An 18,246-nucleotide genomic window follows, 5' to 3' on the forward strand; every position below is an offset into this window, starting at 1 on the left:
CCGAGGCAAGGAGAACGGCCGTGTCCCACAGCACGGTGCCTCGGAGCAGGGCCGAGGCCGACACGACGGCGAAGTCCCCGGGGGCGTCGGACGACGCCACCGGGTCCGGCAGGGGATCACCCCCGGGACGACTCGGCCTGCGCCACAGGTTCCGACGCGACCGCGTCCTGCTCCTGATGACCCTGCCGGCCGTCGTCCTGGTCCTGCTCTTCAACTACGTGCCGATCCTCGGCAATGTGGTCGCCTTCCAGGACTACGACCCCTACATCAGCGACAACGGCGTCGTCTCCATCCTGCACAGCCCCTTCGTCGGCCTGGAGAACTTCCAGCGGATCTTCGAGGACTCCGCCTTCTGGCAGGCCGTCCGGAACACGCTGGTCCTCTTCTTCCTCCAGCTCGTGCTCTTCTTCCCGATCCCGGTCCTGCTCGCGCTGCTCATCAACAGCGTGGTCAGGCCCCGGGTGCGGGCGGTCGCACAGGCCGTGCTGTACCTCCCGCACTTCTTCTCGTGGGTGCTGGTGATCGCGGTCTTCCAGCAACTGCTGGGCGGCGCCGGGCTGTTGTCGCAGCTGCTGCGGGACCACGGGTACGACGGGCTGGACATCATGACCGACCCGAACACCTTCAAGTTCCTGATCACCGCGCAGGCGGTGTGGAAGGACGCCGGCTGGGGGATCATCGTCTTCCTCGCCGCGCTGGCCGCGGTCAGCCCCGATCTGTACGAGGCCGCCGCGATGGACGGCGCGAGCCGCTGGCGCCGGATGTGGCATGTCACGCTGCCGGCGCTGCGCCCGGTGATCGCGCTGCTGCTGGTGCTGCGCGTCGGTGACGCGCTGACGGTCGGCTTCGAACAGATCCTGCTGCAACGCGACGCCGTGGGGCCGGGCGCCTCGGAGGTCCTCGACACCTTCGTGTGGTGGAACGGCGTCCGCAACCAGGACTTCGGCTACGCGGCCGCCGCCGGACTCGTCAAGGGCGTCATCAGCATCGGACTCGTCCTGGCCGCGAACAAGGTGGCCCATCTGATGGGCGAGCAGGGGGTGTACAAGAAATGACCTCGGTCATGGAGAAGCCGGTACGGCGCGGCTGGTCGGCGCCGCCCCGGCAGGTCTGGGAGGAACCGCCGACCAGGGCCGGTCTGGCGAGCAAGGCGCTCGTCCTGGCGCTGGCCTGTCTCGCCGTCCTGTTCCCGTTGTGGATCGTCATCGTCACCAGCCTGTCCACGCGCGAGACCATCGACGAGGCCGGCGGCCTGGTGATGGTCCCGAAGGACATCACCTTCGTGGCCTACCAGGAGCTGCTGAGCGGCGGGCAGGTGACCCGCGCGGCGATCATCAGCGTGCTGGTCACCCTGGTCGGTACGGCGTTCTCGATGACGGTGTCCGTGCTGTGCGCGTACGGGCTCTCGCGCAGCGGGTCGCTCGCGCACCGGTGGATCCTGATGACGCTGCTGGCGACGATGTTCTTCAGCGCGGGCCTGATCCCGACGTATCTGCTGGTGCAGACGCTCGGGCTGACCGACAGCTATCTCGCGCTGATCCTGCCGAGCGCGATCAGTGTCTTCAACGTCCTGGTGCTGCGCGGGTTCTTCATGGGGATCTCGTCGGAGCTGACCGACAGCGCGCGGATCGACGGGGCCGGGGATTTCCGGATCCTCTGGCAGATCGTCCTTCCGCTGTCGCGGGCCGTCGTCGCGGTGATCACGTTGTTCTACGCGGTCGGCTACTGGAGTGCGTGGTTCAACGCCTCGCTGTATCTGAACGACCAGGACATGATGCCGCTCCAGAACGTGATGATCCAGCTGGTGCAGAAGCAGGAGGCTCCGGTCGGGCTGGGGCAGGCCATCAAGACGGGGCAACTGTCGGGGCTGGCCGTGCAGATGGCCGTGATGGTGATGGCGCTGCTTCCGGTGGCTGTTCTTTCGCCCTTCGTCCAGCGGCATTTCAAGAAGGGAATGCTGACGGGTGCGGTGAAGGGCTGACCGCGGGTTCGTCGTGGCTGGTCGCGCCCCGCGGCGGAGCCGCAGACCGATACAGCCCGCGCCCCTGAGGGAGGTGTCGCCACCCCCTCCTATCAAGCGAGGTATGTCATGCACATGTCCAACCCGAGCCGTCGTGCCGTTCTTGCCGGGGCCGCTGCCGCCGCCGCGCTCACCACCGTTCCTGTGCTGCCCGGGCGCGCGCAGGCCGCCTCGGCCGCCCCCTCCTACCGCTGGCGCAACGTCGTCATCGGCGGTACCGGGTTCGTGACCGGGGTGCTCTTCCACCCGTCCGTGCGCGGGCTCGCCTATGCCCGTACCGATATCGGCGGGGCCTACCGGTGGGACGACCGTGCCGCCCGCTGGACCCCGCTCCTCGATCACCTGGGGTGGGACGACTGGAATCTGCTCGGCGTGGAGGCGCTGGCCGTCGATGCCGCTCATCCGGACCGGGTCTATGCGGCCGTGGGCACCTACGCGCAGTCCTGGGCCTCCAACGGCGCCGTACTGCGGTCCGAGGACCGGGGGGCCACCTGGACCCGGACCGACCTCGCCGTGAAGCTCGGGGCCAATGAGGACGGGCGGGGCGCCGGGGAGAGGCTCCTCGTCGATCCGCGCGACAGTGACACCCTGTGGCTGGGGACCCGGCACGACGGCTTGCTCAGGTCGACGGACCGGGGCGCTACCTGGGCAGCCGTCGATGCCTTCCCGGGGGCGCCCGGCGCTTCCGGGCAGGGCGTCACCCTGCTCGTCGCCGCCGGGCGTGCCGTCCATGCCGGCTGGGGCGACTCCGACGGCACCGCGGCCAACCTGTACCGCACCACCGACGGCACTACCTGGGAGGCCGTACCGGGGCAGCCCTCCGGCGCCGCCGCAAAGGTGCCGATCCGCGCGGCCTACGACAGAGCGGGCCGCCACCTGTATGTGACGTACGCCAACGCGCCCGGTCCCAACGGGCAGTCCGACGGCAGCGTGCACCGGCTGTGCACGCTCGACGGGAAGTGGACCGAGGTCACGCCCGTGACGCCGGGCGGCGACGACGCCTTCGGCTACGGCGGGGTCGCCGTCGACGCCCGTCGGCCCGGCACCGTCGTCGTCTCCACCAACAACCGCTGGGCGGCGGTCGACACCGTCTTCCGCAGTACCGACGGCGGCCGCACCTGGACGTCCCTGAAGGACTCCGCTGTGCTCGACGTGTCCGAGACCCCCTATCTGAGGTGGGGCGGCGACGCCCCGAAGTTCGGCTGGTGGATCCAGGCGCTCGCCCTCGACCCGTACGACTCCAGGCACCTCGTCTTCGGCACCGGCGCCACCCTCTACGGCACCCGGGACCTCAAGAACTGGGCCCCGCAGATCCGCGGCCTGGAGGAGGCCTCGGTGGTGCAGCTGGTGTCGCCCCCGGTCGGGAAGGCGCACCTGCTCAGCGGGTCACGGGACATCGGCGTGATGTACCACGACTCGCTCACCTCGTCCCCCTCGCGCGGCATGGCCACGAACCCCGTGTTCGGGTCGGCGACGGGGCTCGCGCAGGCCGCGGCCAGGCCCCCCTACGTCGTCCGGGCGGGCTGGGGCGACCACGGCAACGGTGCCTGGTCCGACGACGGCGGGCTGACCTGGGCGCCCTTCGAGGCCCAGCCCGACATCGCCAGGAACGCACCGGGGCCGATCGCCACCAACGCCGACGGCAGCGTGCTGCTGTGGGTCTTCGTGCACTGGGACGGCACCAAGTACCCCGCCTACCGCTCCACGGACAACGGCTCCACCTGGACCGAGGTCCCCTCCTTCCCGAAGGGCGCCACGCCGGTCGCCGACCCGGCCGACCCGACGCTCTTCTACGCGTACGACACCGATACGGGAACGCTACTCGCCAGCACTGACAGTGGCCGCTCCTTCACCGCGCGTGCGACTGGGCTGCCCTCCGGCGACAGCCAGTTCAAGGTGGTCGCGGCCCCCGGCAGCTCCGGTGACCTGTGGCTGAGCGCGAAGTGGAACGGCCTGTACCGGTCCACTGACGGCGGGGCGGGCTTCACCAAGGTGGAGAGCTGCTGGGCCTCGTACACCCTCGGCTTCGGCAAGGCGGCCGACGGCGCCGGCTATCCGGCGGTGTACCAGGTGGGCTCGACGGAGGCGATCACCGCCGTGTACCGCTCCGACGACGGCGCGAAGAGCTGGGTGCGGATCAACGACGACCGGCACCAGTGGGGCTGGACCGGCGAGACCATCACCGGAGACCCCCGGGTGTACGGCCGCGTGTACCTGGCCACCAACGGCCGGGGGATCCAGTACGGGGAGCCGGTATGAAGCCCGGCCCTCCGCCCGGCCCCCGGCCCGCCCTGACCGACGTGACCCGTGGGCGCATCCTGTTCGGCGGGGACTACAACCCCGAGCAGTGGCCCGAGGAGACCTGGGCCGAGGACGTCCGCCTGATGAAGGCCGCCGGGGTCAACACCGTCACCCTCGGCGTCTTCTCCTGGGCGAAGCTCGAACCCGAGCCCGGGGCCCGGGAGTTCGGCTGGCTCGACCGTCTGATGGACCTGCTGCACACCCACGGCATCGGCGTCGTGCTCGCCACCCCCACCGCCTCGCCCCCGCCCTGGCTCGGCCGCCTGCACCCCGACTCCCTCCCCGTCGACCAGGACGGCCGCACCGAATGGTGGGGCGGCCGCCAGCACTTCTCGCACTCCAGCACCGCCTACCGCCGCCGCGCCGCCGCCATCACCGAGGACCTCGCCGCCCGCTACGCGAGCCACCCCGCCCTGACCATGTGGCACATCAACAACGAGTACTGCACCTACGACTGGGGCGACCAGGCCGCCGCCCGATTCCGCGGCTGGCTCCAGCGCAGACACGGCACCCTCGACGCGCTCAACACCGCCTGGGGCACCGCCTTCTGGAGCCAGGGCTACGGCGACTGGGCCGAGGTCCACACCCCGCGCCACGCCCACTACCTGCGCAACCCCACCCAGGTGCTCGACTTCAAGCGGTTCACCTCCGACATGCTCCTGGAGTGCTACCTCGCCGAGCGCGACATCGTCCGCCGGCACACCCCCCACCTCCCGGTCACCACCAACTTCATGCCGCTGTGGGCCGGTCAGGACGCCTGGCGCTGGGCCGAGGAGGAGGACGTCGTCTCCGTCGACCTGTACCCCGACCCCCGCGATCCGCTCGGCGCCCAGCACGCCGCCCTCGTCCAGGACATGACCCGCTCCCAGGCCCGCGGCCCCTGGATGCTGATGGAGCAGGCGGCGGGCGCGGTGAACTGGCGGGGCGTCAACCACCCCAAGCCGCGTGGCCTCAACCGGCTCTGGTCGCTCCAGGCCGTGGCCCGGGGCGCCGACGCCGTCTGCTACTTCCAGTGGCGCCAGTCCCGCCAGGGCGCCGAGAAGTTCCACTCCGGGATGGTCGGCCATGCGGGGGAGCGGGGGCGTACGTACCAGGAGATCAAACAGATCGGCGATGAACTCGCCCGCATCGGACCGGAGGTGACGGGCACTCACACCGCCAACGACATCGCGCTCCTGCACGACTGGCACTCCTGGTGGGCCGGTGCCCATGAAGGGCGGCTGTCCACCGAGGTCGACCACGCGCACATCCTCACCGCCTGGCACCGCGCCCTGTGGGAGGCCGGTCTCACCGCCGACTTCGCGCACCCCGAGCACGATCTGAGCGCGTACAGCCTGGTCGTCGTCCCGCAGTTGTACGCCCTCACCGACACCGCGATCGACAACCTCCTCGCCTATGTCCGCCAGGGCGGCACCCTCGTCTCCGGCTTCCTCACCGGAGTCGCCGACGAGGACGACCGGGTGCGCCCCGGCGGCATGGACGCCCGGCTGCGGGAGCTGTTCGGGATCCGCACGCTGCACGAGTGGTGGCCGCTGGAGGCGGGGGAGAGCGCCGAGTGCGACGGGTTCCGCGGGACGCTCTGGTCGGAGGAGATCGAGCGGGCCGACGGAGCCGAGACCGTGGCCGCCTACCGGGGCGGTGAACTCGACGGTCTGCCCGCCGTGTTGCGCAATGGCCGTGCCTGGTACGTCTCGACGCTGCCCGAGCCGCCCGCACTGCGCGAGCTGCTCGGCCGTATCGCCGCGCCGGCGGGTGTCCGGCCGGTGCTCGACGGGTTGCCCCCGCGGGTCGAGGCCGTCCGCCGCGGCGAGGCCCTCTTCCTGCTCAACCACGCCCGCGAGCCGGTCACCGTCCCCGTCCCCGGCACCCACCGCGACCTGCTCACCGGCGCGACCGTCACCGACCGGGTCGTCCTCGGCCGCTACGGAGCGGCGGTGCTGAAGCCATGACCGAGGGCCCCGTGCACGGCACCTGGGAACCCGCCCCCGCCGCCCGCTGGGAGGACGCCTTCCTCAGCGGCAACGGCCACCACGGCACGCTTGCGTTCGGTGATCCGAACGATGACCGGGTCATCGTCACCCAGCACACCCTCGTCCGTCCGAACGGCGGCGAGAGTGCCCGCCCGCCCGAGCTGGCCGCCGGGCTCACCGCACTCCAGGACCGCCTCCTGGCGGGCGACACCACCGCCGCCGAGGACTTCACCGACGGCCGCCCCCTGCAATGGGTGCAGCCCTTCCACCCCGCCTTCCGGATACGGCTGCGCAGGCCACCCGGCGAGAGCCACGGCTACCGGCGCTCCGTCGACTTCACCACCGGCGAGACGAGCGCCGAGTGCGCCGACTGGAGCAGCCGGGTCTTCGTCTCCCGCGCCGACGACGTGATCGTCCAGCGGGTCACCACCGCGGGCCCACGCCTGGACATCGCCCTCGATCACTGCCTCCCCGGCGCCCCCGACCGCCTCGGCGTCGGCCACGGCGCACTGCTCACCCCCGAGGGCGCCCTGCTCAGCCTGCGCGCCCGCTACCCGGACAGTGACCGCGCCTACACCGGCGTCACCCTGGCCGTGATCACCGGCGGCACCTCGTCCCTCGTGCCACCCGGCGTGCGCGTCGAGGGTGCCGCCTCCGTCCTGCTGCTCACCCGGGTCCGTCGGCACACCGGCGAGATCGACGTGATCGAGGAGGGCCGCGCCCTGCGCGCCCTGCTCCCCGCAACCGGCACCGAGCACTTCTACGGCGCCCTCCTCGCCCGCCATCTGCCCCTGCACCGCACCGCCTACGAGCGGGTCTGCCTCGACCTCGACGGCGCCCCGGACGAGCGCGCGCTGCCCGGCTCCGAACTGCTCAAGCGGACCCGGAGCGCGGCCCTTTTGGAGCGGCTCTTCGCGGCCGGGCGCTACCACCTGCTGTCCAGCAGCGGACTGCTGCCGCCCCGGCTCACCGGACTGTGGACCGGCGACTGGACCACGGCATGGTCGGGCGCCTTCACCACCGACGCCAACCTCAACCTCCAGATCGCCTCGGCCGCCGCCGCGGCGCTCCCGGAGGTCACCGAGGCCCACGCCCGCCTGGTCCATGGCCAGTCGGAGCACTGGCGCGACAACGCCCGCGCGGTCTTCGGCACCCGGGGAGTGCTGGCCCCCGCCCACACCGACGGCGAGTCCGGACGCCTGTACCACTTCAGCCGCGCATACCCGCTGCATCTGTGGACCGCGGGCGCCGCCTGGCTGCTCGGCCCGCTCGTCGAGCACGACGAGACACACGGCACGCACGATCCGCGCACCGCCGCCCTGCTCGCCGAAGTCGCCGAGTTCTACGAGGACTTCCTCACCCGCACCGACGCCGACGGCCACCTGGTCGTGGTCCCCTCCTACTCACCCGAGAACCGGCCCGCGAACGCGAGCTGGGGCACCGTGAACGCGGCCATGGACCTCTCGGCCGCCAGACACGCGCTGCTCACGGCCGCCAGGTACCACCCGGAGCACGCCGACCGTTGGCGAGCCCTCGCCGAGCGGCTCCCCGCGCACCGGCTCAACGACGACGGCGCCCTCGCCGAATGGGCCTGGCCCGGCCTCACGGACACCTACGACCACCGGCACCTCAGCCACCTCCACGGCGTCTGGCCACTGGACGAGATCAACCCCTACGACACCCCCGGCCTCGCCCGGGCCGCCCACCGCGCCCTCGAACTCCGCGGCACCGAGAACGACTCCGCGCACGGCCACCTCCACCACGCCCTCGTCGCCGCCCGGCTGCGCGACGGCGAACGCGTCGCCCATGCCCTCGGCCAGGTCCTGGACGGCGACTTCTTCCACGCCTCCCTGATGAGCGCGCACTACCCGAACCGCGACGTCTACAACGCCGACGCCGCCCACACCCTGCCCGCGGTGCTGATCGAGTCGCTCGTCCAGTCGACCCCCGACCGGCTGGTCCTGCTGCCCGCGCGGCCGCAGGGCCTCCCGCGGGGCCGACTGCGCGGAATCCGCACCCGGTTCGGCGCCGAGATCGACCTCGGCTGGACCCCCGACGCGGTGACCGCACGGATCCGCCCCACCCGGACCGTCCGCGTCGAGCTCAGGACTTCCACCGGCACGAGACCGCTCGACCTCGTCGCCGGAGAAGACCACGTCCTCACTCCGGAGGCGTGGTGACTCCCCGCTTTCCCCCCACCCATGGAAGGGACACCATGGCTTCAACCCGCACACTGAGCCGCCTCACCAAGGCCCTGCTGGCCCCGGCGCTCGCCCTCGGCGCCACCGTCGGCCTCGCCTCCGCCCCCGCCCACGCCGCGGTCTGGAGCTCCTGCGACCAGTGGGGCAACACGAGCCTGAACGGCTACACGCTCTACAACAACATCTGGGGCTCCGGCGCCGGCAGCCAGTGCGTCTGGGCCAACTCCGGTACCAGCTGGGGCGCCTGGGCCAACCACCCCAACACCGGCGGCATCAAGTCGTACCCGAACGCCAAGAAGGTGGTCAACAAGTCGATCACCTCGCTGGCCTCGCTGACCAGCAACTACAACGTCACCGTCCCGTCGTCCGGCGCCTACAACACCTCGTACGACATCTGGGACACGGACTACGACTACGAGATCATGCTGTGGGTCAACTACAACGGCGCCGTCGGCCCGCTCGGCAGCTCACAGGGCTCGGTCACGCTCGGCGGGCACACCTGGAACGTGTACAAGGGCAACAACGGCGCCAACGAGGTCTTCTCGTTCCTGCGCACCTCGGACTCCAGCTCCGGGTCCGTCAACATCCTGCCGATCCTGAAGTGGATCAAGGACACCAAGGGCTGGATGGGCAACGAGACCATCGGGGACGTCCAGTTCGGCTACGAGATCACCTCGTCCTCCGGCGGCCTGGACTTCGTCACCAACAACCTGACGGTCAGCAGCAGTTGACCGAGTAGGGCGTGCGGCCGGTCCCTCCCCTACGGGACCGGCCGCACACGTTATCCGGCGATCGGCAGCCGCGCCCCGTCCCGCAGGAACAGCGGGATCCGGTCCAGCGGGGCGTCGACCGTCACGGCCGCACCGCCCTCGTACGTCCGCCCGGTCCACGCGTCGGTCCAGCTCGCGCCCGCCGGAAGATACGTCGTCCGGGCCGTGGCGCCCGCCGTCAGCACCGGGGCGACCAGCAGATCCCGGCCGAAGAGATAGGCGTCGTCCACCGCCCAGCACCCCTGGTCCCCGGGGAACTCAAGGAACAGCGGCCGCAGCACCGGCAGCCCCTCCTCGTGCGCCTCCCGCATCACGTCCAGGACGTACGGCCGCAGCCGCTCGCGCAGCCGCAGATACCGCTCCATGATCGCCCCGGCCTCCTCGCCGTACGACCAGACCTCGTTGGGGCCGCCGGTCATGTCCGGGCCCAGCGGCATCCCGGGGTCGCGGAAGCCGTGCAGCCGCATCAGCGGGGACAGCGCGCCGAACTGGAACCAGCGGACCATGACCTCGCGGTACGCCGGGTCCTGCGGATCGCCGCCGTGGAAGCCGCCGATGTCGGTGTTCCACCAGGGGATGCCGGACAGCGCGGTGTTCAGGCCCGCCGCGATCTGGCGGCGCAGGGTCGCGAAGTCGGTGCCGATGTCACCGGACCACAGGGCGGCGCCGTAGCGCTGACTGCCCGCCCACGCCGAGCGGTTCAGCGTCACCACCTCGGTCTCGCCCGAGGCGTGCAGGCCCTCGTAGACGGCGCGGGAGTTCTCCGCCGGGTAGAGGTTGCCGACCTCCAGGCCCGGGCCCGCCCAGTAGCGCAGGTTCTCCTGGAAGCCGGGCTTCAGCTCCGGCTCGCAGGCGTCCAGCCAGAAGGCCGTGATGCCGTACGGCTCCAGGTAGTTCGACCTGATCCTCGACCACATGAACTCCCGGGCGTCCGGGTTGGTGGCGTCGTAGAAGGCGACCTGGACGGTGGAGGCGACCTCCTTGTCCGGCCAGTCGGCGTGCGCCATCGGTCCGTACTGGGTGCCGATGAAGTAGCCGCGCTGCTCCATCACCGGGTGGTTCTCGGAGAGCGGGGACACCGACGGCCAGACGCTGACGACCAGCTTGACGCCCATGTCCGCCAGTTCACGGACCATCGCCGCCGGGTCCGGCCACTCGCTGAGGTCGAACTTCCAGTCGCCGAGGTGCGTCCAGTGGAAGAAGTCGCAGACGATCGCCGACAGGGGGAGTCCGCGGCGCTTGTACTCCCTTGCCACGGCGAGGAGTTCGTCCTGGGTGCGATAGCGCAGCTTGCACTGCCAGAACCCGGCGGCCCACTCGGGCAGCATGGGCGTACGGCCGGTCACCGCGCTGTAGCGGCGCTGGCCGTCGGCCGGGTCGCCCGCGGCGATCCAGTAGTCGATCTGCCGGGCCGAGTCCGCCACCCAGCGCGTGCCGTTGTGCGCCAGCTCCACCCGGCCGATCGCCGGGTTGTTCCACAGCAGGGTGTAGCCGCGGCTGGAGACCAGCACCGGGATGCCGACCTCGGCGTTGCGCTGGATCAGGTCCAGGACCAGGCCCTTCTGGTCCAGGCGGCCGTGCTGGTGCTGGCCCAGACCGTAGAGCTGCTCGTCGTCGTAGGCGGCGAAGCGCTGCTCCAGACGGTGGTGGCCGTTGCCGACCGCCGTGTACAGCCGCGGTCCCGGCCACCAGAAGTGGGCGCGTTCCTCGGCGAGCAGCTCCTCGCCGTCCGAGGTGCACAGAAAGCGGAGCCGGCCCTCGGCGTCGATGTCGACGGTGATCGCGCCGACCGTCAGCCGCCCCGTGCCGTTCTCGATCTTGACGGTGGAGGAGGTCGGCGGGGCCTCGTCGAGCAGCGCGCCCGGCAGGCCCTCCAGCAACGGCCCGCCGAGCCGGGCCCGCACCCGCACCGCGTCCGGACCCCACGGTTCGACCCGGACGGTCTCCTGGCGGCCGCTCCACTCCAGCGCGCCGTCCCGTTCGCGGAATGTGCCGACGGTGGGGGAGGACTGCGCCAGGCTGACCTTCGCTTGGTTTTCGGCAGGCTGATTCACGAGGTGTACTCCTGAACGAGGACAGGGGGAAGCCGCCCCGGCCGGGGCCGCACGGGGACGTACAGGTCAGGAAGGGCCAGGCAGGTCGGGCAGCCGGGCAGGTCAGGAAGCGGCCGGTCCCGAGCTCGCCCGGACCGTCAGCTCAGGGGCGATCAGCACGACTTCGGCCTCGCCCCGGCCGTCGAGCTTGGCGACGAGATGCTCCACGGCGTGCCGGCCCATCTCCTGGGCGGGGATGGAGACGGACGTCAGCCGCACCGAGGCCTGGGTGGCGACCTGGTCGGGGCAGATCGCCACCACCGACACGTCCTCCGGCACGGCGCGGCCCTGCTGGCGCAGCAGGGCGAGCAGCGGCTCCACCGCCGACTCGTTCTGCACGACCAGGCCGGTGGTGTCCGGACGCTCGTCGAAGACCCGGGCGAGGGTCATGGCCATCGCGTCGTAGCCGCCCTCGCACGGCCGGTGCAGCAGCCGCACCCCCAACCGCTGCGCGCCGGAGCGCAGTCCGTCCAGGGTGCGCTCGGCGAAGCCGGTGTGCCGTTCGTAGACCGCGGGGGCCTCGCCGATGACAGCGATGTCGCGGTGCCCGAGCCCCGCCAGATGCTCCACGCACAGCGCGCCGGTCGCCCGGAAGTCCAGATCGACGCAGGTCAGCCCGGAGGTGTCGGCGGGCAGCCCGATCAGCACGGCGGGCTGTCCGGCGTCCCGCAGCAACGGCAGCCGCTCGTCGTCGAGTTCGACGTCCATCAGGATCATCGCGTCCGCGAGCCCGCTGCCGATGACCCGGCGCACGGCGTCGGGGCCCTCCTCGCCGGTGAGCAGCAGGACGTCGTAGCCATGGGTGCGTGCGGTGGTGGCCACCGCGATGGCGATCTCCATCATCACCGGCACATACATGTCAGTGCGCAGCGGGATCATCAGCGCGATGATGTTCGACCTGCTGCTGGCCAGCGCCCGCGCGCCCGCGTTCGGGTGGTAGCCCAGCTCGCGGATGCTCTGCTCGACCCGGTGCCGGGTGGTCGCGGAGATGGACCGCTTGCCGCTGAGGACATAGCTCACCGTGCTCGCCGAGACTCCGGCGTGCTGGGCGACCTCGGCGAGGGTGACCATCCAGCTCTCCAAGCTTTGTGAAGCGCTTCGACAGTGCGCACGATGAATAGGGGCGGGTGAGGGTGGTTCGACAGTAGCTCCACCGGGAGTGGGTGTCCATAGGTTGTCGAAGCGCTTCGACAACCAAATTCCGGGACCACGGCAACCCCGGCGCCGTCGGCGGCCACTGAGGGGCGTACCCGCACCGTCCCCCGGGAGGAACCCCCGATGCAACACCGCAGGCCCCGCATGTCGAAGAAGGCCAAGGCCCTCACCGCCTCCGTCGTCGCCCTCGCCGCGGCCGCCGGAGTCACGGTCGCCCAGGCCGGCGAGTCGAGCAAGAAGTGCGCGGCCTTCGACACCATCACGCTCGGCAAGTACTACGTGAACAACAATCTCTGGAACCAGGAGAAGGCCACCGGCAGCCAGTGCGTCTGGGACAACTCCCAGTCCGGCTCCACCATCTCCTGGGGCACGGACTACAGCTGGGCCAACAGCGGCTCCGGCAAGGACTACGACGTCAAGACGTATGCCGGCACGGTGCTCGGATGGCACTGGGGCTGGAAGGTCGACAAGTCGACGACCGGCCTGCCGCTCAGGGTCGGCGACCGCAAGCCGGTGCGGACGACCTGGGAATTCACGGTCAGCTCCAGCCCCGGCACCATGAACGTCGCCTACGACCTGTGGCTGCACACCAAGAACACCGCGGACTGGCAGGACCAGCCCACCGACGAGATCATGATCTGGCTGAACCGCCAGGGCGGCGCCGGACCGCTGGGCACCAAGTACGGCAGCGTCAGCCTGGGCGGCGCGATGTGGGACATCTACCAGGGGAACATCGGCTGGAACGTCTACTCCTTCGTCCGCCGCGCCAACACGACCAAGGCCACCCTGAACCTGGACGACTTCACCCAGGCCCTGGTCCGCCGCAAGCTGCTGAGCAACGACAAGTACGTCTCCGGCATCGAGTCCGGTACCGAGGTCTTCAAGGGCACCGGGCGCCTTGACACCAAGAGGTATTCGGTCGACATCGGCTGAACGGCCGCACGCGGGGTGGTCACCTCGCCCCGAATCGGGTACATACGATCGAGTAGCACCGGTCAGTAACTCTCAGATCCGGCAGAGATCCCTATTCGCGGCGAGGTGAGCCTCATGTCCGCACCAACCTCCAAGCCCACTGTGACTGAGCGTGAGGCCCGCCAAGTGGCGGAAGCGGCCCGCGAACAGGACTGGCGCAAGCCCAGCTTCGCCAAGGAACTGTTCCTCGGCCGCTTCCGGCTCGACCTCATCCACCCCCATCCCATGCCGACCGACGAGGCCACCCAGCGCGGCGAGGAGTTCCTCGCCAAACTGCGCGACTTCGTCGAGACGAAGGTCGACGGCGCCCTGATCGAACGCGAGGCCCGCATCCCCGACGAGGTCATGACCGGCCTCAAGGAGATCGGCGCCCTCGGCATGAAGATCGAGACCAAGTACGGCGGCCTCGGCCTCACCCAGGTGTACTACAACAAGGCCCTCACCCTCGCCGGTTCCGCGTCGCCCGCGATCGGCGTGCTGCTCTCCGCCCACCAGTCGATCGGCGTGCCCCAGCCGCTGAAGCTGTTCGGCACCGCGGAGCAGAAGGAGCGGTTCCTGCCGCGCTGCGCCCGCACCGACATCTCCGCCTTCCTGCTCACCGAGCCGGACGTCGGCTCCGACCCGGCCCGGCTCGCCGCCTCCGCCGTACCGGACGGGGACGAGTACGTCCTCGACGGAGTGAAGCTGTGGACCACCAACGGCGTGGTCGCCGACCTCCTCGTCGTCATGGCCCGGGTGCCGAAGTCCGAGGGACACAAGGGCGGCATCACGGCCTTCGTGGTGGAGACCAACTCGCCCGGCATCACCGTCGAGAACCGCAACGCCTTCATGGGCCTGCGCGGCATCGAGAACGGCGTCACCCGCTTCCACCAGGTCCGGGTGCCCGCCGCCAACCGCATCGGCCCCGAGGGCGCCGGCCTGAAGATCGCGCTGACGACCCTCAACACCGGACGCCTCTCGCTGCCCGCGTCCTGCGTCGCGGCCGGGAAGTGGTGCCTGAAGATCGCCCGCGAATGGTCCGCGGCCCGCGAGCAGTGGGGCAAGCCGCTCGCCCACCACGAGGCGGTCGGCGCGAAGATCTCCTTCATCGCGGCCACCACCTTCGCCCTGGAGGCCGTCACCGACCTCGCCTCGCAGATGGCCGACGAGGACCGCAACGACATCCGGATCGAAGGCGCCCTCGCCAAGCTGTACGCCTCCGAGATGGGCTGGCTGATGGCCGACGAGCTCGTCCAGATCCGCGGTGGACGCGGATTCGAGACGGCCGAGTCGCTCCGGGCGCGTGGTGAGCGCGCGGTCCCCGCCGAACAGATCCTGCGCGATCTGCGCATCAACCGGATCTTCGAGGGCTCCACGGAGATCATGCATCTGCTGATCGCCCGCGAGGCCGTCGACGCCCACCTCTCGGTCGCCGGGGACCTCATCGACCCCGACAAGTCCCTCCAGGACAAGGCGAAGGCGGGCGCGAACGCGGGCGTCTTCTACGCCAAATGGCTGCCGAAACTGGTCGCGGGCCCGGGCCGGCTGCCGTACACCTTCGGCGCTTTCAAGCACGAGGTCGACCTCTCGCCGCACCTGCGCTACATCGAGCGCACCTCCCGCAAGCTCGCCCGCTCCACCTTCTACGCCATGTCCCGCTGGCAGGGCCGGATGGAGACCAAGCAGGGCTTCCTCAGCCGGATCGTCGACATCGGCGCGGAACTCTTCGCGATGAGCGCGGCCTGCGTACGCGCCGAGCACCTGCGCACCCGGGGCGAGCACGGCCGCGAGGCCTACCAGCTCGCCGACGCCTTCTGCCGCCAGTCCCGCATCCGGATCGAGGAACTCTTCGGCCGGCTGTGGACCAACACCGACGTCCTCGACCGCAAGGTCGTCAAGGGCGTGCTGTCCGGCACCTACGAGTGGCTGGAGGACGGCATCGTCGACCCCTCGGGCGAGGGCCCCTGGATCGCCGACGCCACCCCCGGGCCGAGCGAACGGGAGAACGTGCACCGCCCGATCCGCTGACCGGCCACCGACAGGGCGTTCCCCCTCCACCCCCGTGAGGGGGACCGCCCTTACGTCCACGACACCCATTGCGGCAACAATGGGGGGATGAGCGACTCTCCAGCCCCCCTCGCGGACCCGCACCTGGTGTACGACCCCGTCGCGGGAGACGGCCCGAAGGACGTGGTGATCCTCGGCTCGACCGGGTCGATCGGCACGCAGGCCATCGACCTCGTCCTGCGCAACCCGGACCGCTTCCGGGTCACCGCGCTCTCCGCCAACGGCGGCCGCGTCGCCCTCCTCGCCGAGCAGGCCCGCCGACTGCGGGTGCGCACGGTCGCGGTCGCCCGCGAGGAGGCCGTACCGGCGCTGAGCGAGGCGCTCCGGGAGCAGTACGGCGACAGCGAGCCGCTCCCCGAGATCCTCGCCGGGCCGGAGGCGGCCACCGAGGTCGCCGCCGCCGACTGCCACACCGTCCTGAACGGCATCACCGGCTCCATCGGCCTCGCCCCGACCCTCGCCGCCCTGGAGGCGGGCCGCACCCTCGCGCTCGCCAACAAGGAGTCGCTCATCGTGGGCGGCCCGCTGGTCAAGGCGCTCGCCAAGCCCGGCCAGATCATCCCGGTCGACTCCGAGCACGCCGCCCTGTTCCAGGCCCTGGCCGCCGGCACCCGGGCGGACGTACGCAAGCTCGTCGTCACCGCCTCCGGCGGCCCCTTCCGCGGCCGGACGAAGGACGAGCTGGCGCATGTCACCGTCGAGGACGCCCTCGCCCACCCCACCTGGGCCATGGGACCGGTCATCACCATCAACTCCGCGACCCTCGTCAACAAGGGCCTGGAAGTCATCGAGGCGCACCTCCTCTACGACATTCCCTTCGACCGCATTGAGGTCGTCGTGCATCCCCAGTCGTATGTTCACTCGATGGTCGAGTTCACCGACGGATCCACGATCGCCCAGGCGACGCCCCCCGACATGCGGGGGCCGATCGCCATCGGTCTGGGCTGGCCCGAGCGCGTCCCCGACGCGGCGCCCGCCTTCGACTGGAGCACGGCCTCGACGTGGGAGTTCTTCCCGCTCGACAATGAGGCCTTCCCCTCGGTGAACCTCGCCCGGCACGTGGGCGAGCTCGCGGGTACGGCCCCGGCGGTGTTCAATGCCGCCAACGAGGAGTGCGTGGAGGCCTTCCGGGCCGGCGCGCTGCCGTTCAACGGGATCATGGAGACCGTGACACGGGTGGTCCAGGAGCACGGCACCCCGGTCACGGGAACCTCGCTCACCGTCGCGGACGTCCTCGAAGCGGAGACCTGGGCGCGCACCCGGGCCCGGGAACTGGCGGCACAGACGGCGGAGGCCCGTGCATGACGACCCTGATGTTCATCCTCGGCATAGTGGTCTTCGCCGTCGGGCTGCTGTTCTCGATCGCGTGGCACGAGCTGGGGCACCTGTCCACCGCCAAGCTCTTCGGCATCCGCGTGCCGCAGTACATGGTCGGCTTCGGCCCGACCATCTGGTCGCGCAAGAAGGGCGAGACGGAGTACGGGATCAAGGCCGTTCCCTTCGGTGGCTACATCCGCATGATCGGCATGTTCCCGCCCGGCCCCGACGGCCGGCTGGAGGCCCGCTCGACCTCCCCCTGGCGCGGCATGATCGAGGACGCCCGCGAGGCCGCGTTCGAGGAACTCAAGCCCGGTGACGAGACCCGCCTCTTCTACACGCGCAAGCCGTGGAAGCGGGTCATCGTGATGTTCGCGGGCCCGTTCATGAACCTGGTCCTCGCCATCGGCCTGTTCCTCACCGTGCTGATGGGCTTCGGCATCTCCCAGCAGACGACCAGCGTCAGCTCGGTCTCGCAGTGCGTCATCGCCCAGAGCGAGAACCGCGACAAGTGCGAGAAGGGCGACGCGGCCTCCCCGGCCGCCGCCGCGGGCCTGAAGGCCGGCGACCGGATCGTCGCCTTCGACGGCGTCCGCACCGACGACTGGAACAAGCTCTCCGACCTGATCCGCGCCAACCCCGGCAAGGAGGTGCCGATCGTCGTCGAGCGAGGCGGCCAGGAGGTCACCCTCACGGCGAAGATCGCCACCAACCAGGTCGCCAAGAAGGACTCCAGCGGGCAGATCGTCCAGGGCGAGTACGTCACCGCGGGCTTCCTCGGCTTCAGCGCCGCCACCGGCATCGTCAAGCAGGACTTCGGTGACTCGGTGACCTGGATGGGCGCCCGGGTCGGCGACGCCGTCGACTCTCTCGCGGCCCTGCCCGCCAAGATCCCGGCCCTGTGGGACGCGGCCTTCGGTGACGGCGAGCGCGAGGCCGACTCACCGATGGGCGTGGTCGGCGCGGCCCGGGTGGGCGGCGAGATCTTCACCCTGGACATCCCGGCGAGCCAGCAGCTGGCGATGGCGGTCATGCTGGTGGCGGGCTTCAACCTGTCCCTGTTCCTCTTCAACATGCTCCCGCTGCTGCCGCTCGACGGCGGCCACATCGCGGGCGCCCTGTGGGAGTCGCTGCGCCGCAACGTCGCCAAGGTGCTGCGCCGCCCGGACCCGGGCCCGTTCGACGTGGCGAAGCTGATGCCGGTGGCCTACGTGGTGGCCGGGATCTTCGTCTGCTTCACCCTCCTCGTCCTGATCGCGGACGTGGTTAACCCGGTGAGAATCTCCTAGCCATACGGAGTTCGCGGCGGCCGGGGACCCTGGGGTACCCGGCCGCCTTCCAACGGGTGGTTTGCCAGTGGGATGTGCTCGCACGATCGCCGGTGCCGTAATCTCGAAGCCT

At 70.8% G+C, this 18,246-nt stretch carries 12 protein-coding genes; 10 read left to right on the forward strand and 2 right to left on the reverse strand.

What is annotated here, in order from left to right:
• Positions 1-20: 20 nt before the first annotated feature.
• The 6 genes from STRCI_RS29395 to STRCI_RS29420 all read left to right on the forward strand — a co-directional run bounded on the left by STRCI_RS29395 (position 21) and on the right by STRCI_RS29420 (position 9,223).
• Positions 21-1,055 (forward strand): ABC transporter permease, encoded by a 1,035-nt coding sequence (locus tag STRCI_RS29395; RefSeq protein ID WP_269661966.1) that lies wholly within the window; start codon positions 21-23, stop codon positions 1,053-1,055.
• On the forward strand, positions 1,052-1,981 hold the full coding sequence (locus STRCI_RS29400) for a carbohydrate ABC transporter permease (RefSeq protein ID WP_269661967.1): 930 nt from the start codon (positions 1,052-1,054) through the stop codon (positions 1,979-1,981). Before STRCI_RS29395 ends, STRCI_RS29400 begins: the two co-directional genes overlap by 4 nt.
• Positions 1,982-2,089: 108 nt before the next feature.
• Complete coding sequence (locus tag STRCI_RS29405) at positions 2,090-4,279, forward strand: exo-alpha-sialidase (protein ID WP_269661968.1); 2,190 nt, start codon at positions 2,090-2,092, stop codon at positions 4,277-4,279.
• Entirely contained in the window at positions 4,276-6,270 is a 1,995-nt protein-coding gene (locus STRCI_RS29410; RefSeq protein WP_269661969.1) for a beta-galactosidase, read from the forward strand. Before STRCI_RS29405 ends, STRCI_RS29410 begins: the two co-directional genes overlap by 4 nt.
• A complete protein-coding gene (locus STRCI_RS29415) occupies positions 6,267-8,471 on the forward strand; it encodes a glycosyl hydrolase family 95 catalytic domain-containing protein (RefSeq protein ID WP_269661970.1) in 2,205 nt (734 codons plus the stop codon). Before STRCI_RS29410 ends, STRCI_RS29415 begins: the two co-directional genes overlap by 4 nt.
• A 35-nt stretch (positions 8,472-8,506) precedes the next feature.
• Entirely contained in the window at positions 8,507-9,223 is a 717-nt protein-coding gene (locus tag STRCI_RS29420) for a glycoside hydrolase family 12 protein (RefSeq protein WP_269661971.1), read from the forward strand.
• 50 nt (positions 9,224-9,273) lie between these two features.
• On the opposite strand, the gene STRCI_RS29425 is transcribed toward STRCI_RS29420, so the two are convergent.
• Both STRCI_RS29425 and STRCI_RS29430 read right to left on the reverse strand, forming a co-directional pair.
• Entirely contained in the window at positions 9,274-11,316 is a 2,043-nt protein-coding gene (locus STRCI_RS29425) for a glycoside hydrolase family 31 protein (protein ID WP_269661972.1), read from the reverse strand.
• A gap of 102 nt (positions 11,317-11,418) precedes the next feature.
• Complete coding sequence (locus STRCI_RS29430; RefSeq protein WP_269661973.1) at positions 11,419-12,426, reverse strand: LacI family DNA-binding transcriptional regulator; 1,008 nt, start codon at positions 12,424-12,426, stop codon at positions 11,419-11,421.
• Between the two features lie 207 nt (positions 12,427-12,633).
• On the opposite strand from STRCI_RS29430, the gene STRCI_RS29435 reads away from it, so the two are divergent.
• The 4 genes from STRCI_RS29435 to STRCI_RS29450 all read left to right on the forward strand — a co-directional run bounded on the left by STRCI_RS29435 (position 12,634) and on the right by STRCI_RS29450 (position 18,134).
• Entirely contained in the window at positions 12,634-13,443 is an 810-nt protein-coding gene (locus STRCI_RS29435) for a GH12 family glycosyl hydrolase domain-containing protein (protein ID WP_269661974.1), read from the forward strand.
• Positions 13,444-13,557: 114 nt separating this feature from the next.
• Positions 13,558-15,489: an acyl-CoA dehydrogenase family protein gene (locus tag STRCI_RS29440; RefSeq protein ID WP_269661975.1), complete on the forward strand. Its 1,932-nt coding sequence runs from the start codon at positions 13,558-13,560 to the stop codon at positions 15,487-15,489.
• A gap of 87 nt (positions 15,490-15,576) precedes the next feature.
• A complete protein-coding gene (dxr, locus tag STRCI_RS29445; RefSeq protein WP_269661976.1) occupies positions 15,577-16,833 on the forward strand; it encodes a 1-deoxy-D-xylulose-5-phosphate reductoisomerase in 1,257 nt (418 codons plus the stop codon).
• Positions 16,834-16,841: 8 nt separating this feature from the next.
• Positions 16,842-18,134, forward strand: a complete 1,293-nt coding sequence (locus tag STRCI_RS29450) for a M50 family metallopeptidase (protein WP_269664675.1) — start codon at positions 16,842-16,844, stop codon at positions 18,132-18,134.
• The last annotated feature ends 112 nt before the right edge of the window (positions 18,135-18,246 follow it).

The sequence above is a fragment of the Streptomyces cinnabarinus genome, from assembly GCF_027270315.1.
GTDB lineage: Bacteria > Actinomycetota > Actinomycetes > Streptomycetales > Streptomycetaceae > Streptomyces > Streptomyces cinnabarinus.